Here is a 6,183-nt window from a genome sequence, read left to right as displayed (position 1 = left end):
TGCGGGGTGGGCGGGACATTTGGCAAGCTTATGCCGGGCAGCAATTGGCGTCATGACGTGACGCAATAATTGCAAAATTAATTAACCCTGACCCCATTTTGCTTATCGGCAAAGAGTGCTCTGGGGCTGGCCACAGGTGATCAGGCGGGCGACGTCGGGGTTGTCGAGGTAGCGCACGTGGGCGTCGACGGGATTTTCGAAGGCGCCGAACCAGGTGCGGGCGTTGGATACCAGCACGTTGTGCACCGCCACGCCCGGGCGTTCGTACTTTTCCTTGAGCAGCGTGTAGGACAGCAGATCGTTCGGGTCGGTGAAGGCCAGCAGCGTCAGGCCGGCGATGGCGGCCGGTGCTTCCGATGCCGCCGGTGCCGGGGCGCCGGCGCTGCGCGGGCGGCGCCGCTCCAGCACGCGCTGCAGGCTGTCCTGCGGCAGCGCGCGGCGGCCCACTTCCAGCGGCAGCCCCTGGTCGGCCAGGCCCAGGATGGGAATCTGGTTGGCCGCCATCACCAGGTAGGCCAGGCGGTCCAGCGTTTGCTGGGCGGCTTCCGCTGCTCTTGTCGCCCCGGGTGCGGCACCGCGTTCGTCCAGCATGCTGCTCAGCGTGTCGAACAGGATCTTGCTGCCCAGGCTTTCCGCGATCACCACCAGCGGCGCATCCGGCGCCGCGCCTGCCGTGGCGCGCAGCACCGCGTCGCGCATGCGCTGCTGGATCTGGCCGCGCGCTTCGCCCTGGTAGATCAGCGCATCGGGCAGGCAGTCGTCCATCAGCCGGTCCTTCACCCGGGCGTTGACGCCGGCGCGCTGCGGCGCGTAGGGCGGGCTGCCCTGGCAGACGGGGGATTTGTCGGTCTGGTCGTAGCACAGCTGCTGCTTGAGGGGCGTGGTCAGCGGCGACCAGATCAGCGACTGGAAGCGGACCGCGCCGTCGCCGGCGGGCACGGTGGCGGGGATGATCTCGATCTGCCCCGGCGCGGCCCTGGACAGCGCCGGGGCGGCCGGCGGCAGGTGGGCGGCCAGCGCGCTGCCGAGCTGCCGCACGGTCTCCTTGGCCCAGCTGGCGTCGTGCGTGCACATGCCGTGCACCAGCAGCACGTCGACCCGGTGGCCGGGCGTGTGTTCGACAAAATGGGCCAGGCCCGGAAAGGTGGTGCCCGCTTCCATGAACTGCGCGGGGCGGTAGGGCATGCTGCAGGCGGACAGGCACAGCAGGGACAACAGCATCGGTTTTTTCATGGCGTTCTCCAAGCAAGGCGCTGGAGACCATGATCTGCGCAGGCGCACGCCGCCGCAAGCATAAACTCGCGGCGGGCTTGTGCTACATCAGAATTTCATTTCCAGCAGCGCGCGCACCACGGCGGTGGTGGGGGTGAGGGTGCCGTCGCGCAGGGTGCCGGTAGGTTCGACGAAGGTCGATTCGCTGTAGTTGTCCTGGTGCAGGGCGTTGGCCACGGCCACGCGCAGCTGGGTCTTCGGGGTGAATTTCCACAAGCCGTACAGGTCCAGCGAACGCTTCGGTATCGAGTACGCGTACTGTTTCTCCGAGATGCGCACCGGGCCGCCGCTCTGGAAGCTGAAGCTGCCGCCCAGCGTGAGCGGCAAGCTGTCCAGTTTCCAGTCCGCGCCGACCGTGCCGCTGACCGGGGTCTGCTGGTCCAGGCGGTTGTTCGGGCCGGGCACGGAGTCCAGGTCGGACCAGTTGCGCGACAGGTTGGCGCGCATTTCGATGGCCGGCGCTGTCGGGTACATGGAGCGCAGCGGCAGCTTGGCTTCCAGTTCGATGCCGCGCGTGTTGGCGGTGCCGGCGTTCATGGGGCGCGACACGTACAGGCCGTCGACCAGCGCCACCTGCTGGCGCGTGATGTCCTTGATGCGGCGCACGAAGGTGCTGGCCGTCATCAGGCCGCCGCCCGGCAGGTAATGCTCGAACGCCAGGTCCAGGCCCCACGCCAGTTCCGGTTTCAGCAGCGGGTTGCCGGTCTGGTCCGGGCTGGTGGCGGTGTTGTTGTTGGCGGCGAAGCGGCGCGGGATCAGGCTGTTGACGCCAGGCGCCTTGTAGGTGCGCGAAATGCCCAGGCGGACCTGGTCGGCCTTGCTGCCGGGGATTTTCCACAAGGTCTGGAACAGCGGGCTCCACACGCTGGACTTGTTGCTCACCGGCGCATAGTCGTTGCCTTCGCTGGTGGTCTCGATGCCTTCCCAGCGCAGGCCGAAGTACACCGACCAGCGGTCCGTGATGGTCCATTCGTCCTGCGCGTACAGGGCCAGGCGCTGCACCTCGGCGTTGTAGACCTGGTCCAGGTCGGACACCGGCGCGCCGATCGGGCTGCTTTCGCGCTGGATGCGGTCTTCGTCGCGCTTGCTGTAGCCGGCGTCCCAGCCGGTGGCCAGCGCGTGGCCTTCGAACAGCGGCGTGGAGTATTTGCCGGTGGTGGTGAAGCCCTTGTCGGTGGAGTCGGACGTGACCAGGCGGTCCACCGCCAGCACGTTGTTGGCGAAGTACTGCAGCGTGGGCGCTTCGGTGGAGCGCTTGTTGTAATTGGCGCCGCCTTTCACTTCCAGCTTGGCGCCGGCGGCCAGCTTGCGGGTCCAGGTCAGGTCGGTGCGCAGCAGGGCGACGTCGGAATCGATGTTCACGCTGGTGGCGCTGTAGCGCGGCAGCTTGCCTTGCAGCGTATTCACGCGCTCGTCGGTGTCGCCGCGGAAGCGGTTCACGTTGACGAAGCTTTGCGAGGTGACGATGTCGTTCGGGCCGAGGTTGACGTTCACGCGCGGCGACAGGTTCAGCGCCTGGAAGGTGCCCTGGCTGGTCTGCTCGGTGCGGCGCAGCAGGTGCTGTTCGCCTGCCGGGGTGTAGCCGGTGGTGACGATTTCCGCCGGGCGGTTGAACTTGCCGTAGGTGACGCCGCCGCCCACCGCGTAGGAAATGGCGCCCTTGCGGTCGGAGAGCTGGAAGTTGGTGTTGGTGCCGAGCTTGCCGTTGTCGTCCTGCAGGCCCACTTTGACTTCGCGCTGGGCCGTGACGATGGCTTTCTTCAGCACGATGTTGATGCCGCCGGCGATGGCCTGGGTGCTAAATTCGGCGGTGGCCGCGCGCATCACTTCGATGCGCTCGATCATGTCCGGCGACAGCGAGTCCAGCGAGAAGCCGGGCGGCGCCGGTTCGCCGTTCAGCATGATCTGGGTGTAGCCGCTGCCCAGGCCGCGCATGCGGATGTCGCCGCCGCGCCCCTGCACGCCGCCCACGGTGATGCCCGGCAGGCGCTTGAGCACCTCGCCGATGGTGGTGTCGCCGTTCTTCAGGATTTCTTCCTGCGTCACCACGATCTTGGTGGCGGTGTCGTTGCGGCGCGCGTCATAGGTCTCGGCCGCGCCCTTGATCTCCACCTTTTGAATCGGCTGCTTGGCGGGCTGGACCGGTTCGTCGGCCGCGTAGGCCTGGGCGCTGCTGATGAGAACGGGAACTGCGGCCAGCAGGCGCAGCAAGGTGGGGGACGGGCGGAGCCGTTGGGTCATGGTGGTTGCCGATTGGGTAATGTTTGCACAAGAAAAAGCCCGCTCAGAGGCGGGCTTTGTCCACTTTGCCGTTATGGTAATAGGAACGTTGCCTACTTTCAATTGGCTATTTTGGTGCGTTGGCAGCGGCTTGGCTGTCTATCCGGCTCGATACGCGGCAGATGGGCGCAAATGCCGAATATTGCCGACAATCACCGCAAATCGCGGCAAATCGGCGTCGGCCGGCGGGGCGCCGGCCGGCAAAATATTTTCTCAAGCGTTGGCGCGCAGCGACATCAGCACCGGTTGCAAAATGGCCGCGCCCAGGCGGGCGCTGCGGGCGCCATCCCAGCCGGTCACTGGATCGGGGTCGTTGGCGTTGTCCTTGAACGGCATTTCCAGCGTCAGCGACAGGCAGCCGAAGGCGTGCGAAATGTGCGGCGAACCCATGGTCAGGGTTTCCGGCGTCAGCGGGCTTTCACCGTAGCCGAACGCGTCCTGGAAGTCCGGGCTGGCGATCTTGAAGGCTTGCACGAAGTCCTGCTGGCGCTGGGCGTCGGCCTTGCTCCAGGTTTCCAGCGCTTCGCTGCCGGCGGTGAAGACATAGGGCAGGCCTTCGTCGCCGTGGATGTCCAGGAACAGGTCGCAGCCCGTTTGCTTCATCTTGTTCAGCACCAGGAACACTTCCGGGCTGCGCTCCATGGTCGGGTTCAGCCATTCGCGGTTCAGATTGGCGCCGGCCGCGTTGGTGCGCAGGTTGCCGCGCACCGAGCCGTCCGGGTTCATGTTCGGCACCACGTAGAACACCGCTTCCTGCAGCAGCTGGCGGCCGAAGGGATTGGCCACGTCCAGCAGGGCGTCGACCATGCCTTCCACGAACCATTCCGCCATGGTCTCGCCCGGGTGCTGGCGCGCAATGACCCACACCTTCGGCTTGCCTTCTTCCGGCTCGCCGATCACCATCAGGTTCATGTCGTGGCCGTCCAGGGTGCTGCCCAGGTCTTCCACGCGCACGTAGTCGTTCAGCTGGGCGTTGTCCAGCAGGGCCAGGTGGCGCTCCCACGAGTAGGGCTCGAAGTAGGCGTAGTAGACGCTGTCGTATTCCGGTGTGTGTTCGATGACCATGGTCTGGCCGTCGTACGAGGTGGGCACGCGGAACCAGGTTTCGCGGTCGTAGCTGGCGGCGGCCTGGTAGTCTTTCCAGCCGTCCGGATAGGCGGCCTGGCCGGCGTTCAGGAAGTTCATGGTCAGCGGGGTCGCCTTGGCGCCCTGCACGCGGAAGTAGAACCACTGGATGATGTCGGCAGCGGAATCTTTGCGGATGTTCAGGTCGATCGCGGAAGGGTCGTCCGCGCGCAGAACGTCGATGGCGCCAGCATCGAATTGGTGGCTGATTTTGATAGGCATTGCGTCTGTCCTGATGGGTAAAAGTATCGGGTGTGCGACATGATACTAGTTTTATGGACAAGCTTGGGATTGCAAGCTTGTTAATTCGGTCATACACTAGGCCGGGATTCCTCATGAAAACAACACCGGAGACAGAACCTATGCAGCGTCGTTCCTTCCTGAAAAACGCCACCCTGGGCGCTGGCGCCGGCGCGCTGGCCGTGGCCCCGGCGCTGGCCCAGGCGCAGCCCGCCGTCACGTGGCGGCTGGCGTCGAGCTTTCCCAAGACCCTGGACACCATCTACGGCTCGGCCGACCACTTCTGCAAGCGCGTGGCCGAGCTGACCGGCGGCAAATTCACCATCCGCCAGCACGCCGCCGGCGAGATCGTGCCGGGCTTGCAGGTGATGGACGCGGTACAGGCGGGCACGGTGGAGATGGGCCACACGCCGTCCTACTACTACTTCGGCAAGGATCCGGCGTTCTGCTTCGACTGCGCGGTGCCGTTCGGCCTGACCGCGCGCCAGCAGACCGCGTGGTACGACCAGGGCGGCGGACGCGAGCTGATGCGCGAGTTCTACAAGGGCTACGGCATCATCAATTTCATGGCCGGCAATACCGGCACGCAGATGGGCGGCTGGTACCGCAAGGAAGTGAAAACGGTGGCCGACATGAAGGGCCTGAAGATCCGCATCGCCGGCTTCGCCGGCCGCGTGATGGAGCGCATGGGCGCGGTGCCGCAGCAGATTCCGGCCAGCGACGTCTACGGCGCGCTGGAAAAGGGCACCATCGACGCGGCCGAGTGGGTCGGCCCGTACGACGATGAAAAGCTGGGCCTGCAGCGCGTGGCGCCGCACTATTACGCGCCGGGCTGGTGGGAGGCCGGGCCGCAACTGTCGTTTTATGTCAACATCAAAGAGTGGGAAAAGCTGCCCAAGGAATACCAGGCGGCGGTGGAATGCGCCAGCTACGAGTGCCACGTGACCATGCAGGCCGAGTACGACACCAGGAACCCGGCCGCGCTGGCGCGCCTGCTGAAGAACGGCGCCAGGCTGCACACCTTCTCGAAAGAGATCATGGACGCGTCATACAAGCTGTCGACCGCCGTGATGGAAGAGGAAGCGGCCAGGAACGCCAAGTTCAAGAAGATCTACGAGCCGTGGAAGAAGTTCCGCCAGGACCAGAACCAGTGGGCCTCGGTGGCCGAAGCCACCATGCAGAATTACCTGATCAACGCCGGCCGCCGGTAGCGGCGCGGCAGGGCGCTTCGCCATGACCGGGGGATACTTCGTCGGCATCGCCGTG

Annotated in this window: 4 protein-coding genes; 1 reads left to right on the top strand and 3 read right to left on the bottom strand. The window is 65.6% G+C overall.

The window, feature by feature from the left end; genetic code table 11:
- Window positions 1-102 precede the first annotated feature (102 nt).
- The 3 genes from AC6H42_RS05955 to AC6H42_RS05945 all read right to left on the bottom strand — a co-directional run bounded on the left by AC6H42_RS05955 (window position 103) and on the right by AC6H42_RS05945 (window position 4,899).
- The gene (locus AC6H42_RS05955) at window positions 103-1,233 is read right to left on the bottom strand and encodes a hypothetical protein (RefSeq protein ID WP_057153077.1); all 1,131 of its coding nucleotides are present in this window, start codon (window positions 1,231-1,233) and stop codon (window positions 103-105) included.
- 87 nt (window positions 1,234-1,320) lie between these two features.
- Window positions 1,321-3,513 carry a TonB-dependent receptor plug domain-containing protein gene (locus AC6H42_RS05950; RefSeq protein ID WP_162249873.1) on the bottom strand — a complete coding sequence of 731 codons (2,193 nt, stop codon included), beginning with the start codon at window positions 3,511-3,513 and terminating at the stop codon, window positions 1,321-1,323.
- Between the two features lie 252 nt (window positions 3,514-3,765).
- Window positions 3,766-4,899, bottom strand: coding sequence for a M14 family metallopeptidase (locus tag AC6H42_RS05945; protein ID WP_057153079.1), 1,134 nt, complete (start codon window positions 4,897-4,899; stop codon window positions 3,766-3,768).
- Between the two features lie 140 nt (window positions 4,900-5,039).
- Between AC6H42_RS05945 and AC6H42_RS05940 the strand changes: the two genes are divergently transcribed.
- The gene (locus AC6H42_RS05940) at window positions 5,040-6,128 is read left to right on the top strand and encodes a TRAP transporter substrate-binding protein (protein ID WP_057153080.1); all 1,089 of its coding nucleotides are present in this window, start codon (window positions 5,040-5,042) and stop codon (window positions 6,126-6,128) included.
- Window positions 6,129-6,183: the final 55 nt, after the last annotated feature.

This window comes from Massilia sp. NBRC 108631 (assembly GCF_059704565.1).
This window is presented reverse-complemented; position numbering and strand designations above follow the sequence as displayed.

Excerpts from the sequence above, each read along its gene's own strand:
- AC6H42_RS05950 (WP_162249873.1), bottom strand. The coding sequence starts at position 3,513 with ATGACCCAACGGCTCCGCCCGTCCCCCACCTTGCTGCGCCTGCTGGCC.
- AC6H42_RS05940 (WP_057153080.1), top strand. The coding sequence starts at position 5,040 with ATGCAGCGTCGTTCCTTCCTGAAAAACGCCACCCTGGGCGCTGGCGCC.
- AC6H42_RS05945 (WP_057153079.1), bottom strand. The coding sequence starts at position 4,899 with ATGCCTATCAAAATCAGCCACCAATTCGATGCTGGCGCCATCGACGTT.
- AC6H42_RS05955 (WP_057153077.1), bottom strand. The coding sequence starts at position 1,233 with ATGAAAAAACCGATGCTGTTGTCCCTGCTGTGCCTGTCCGCCTGCAGC.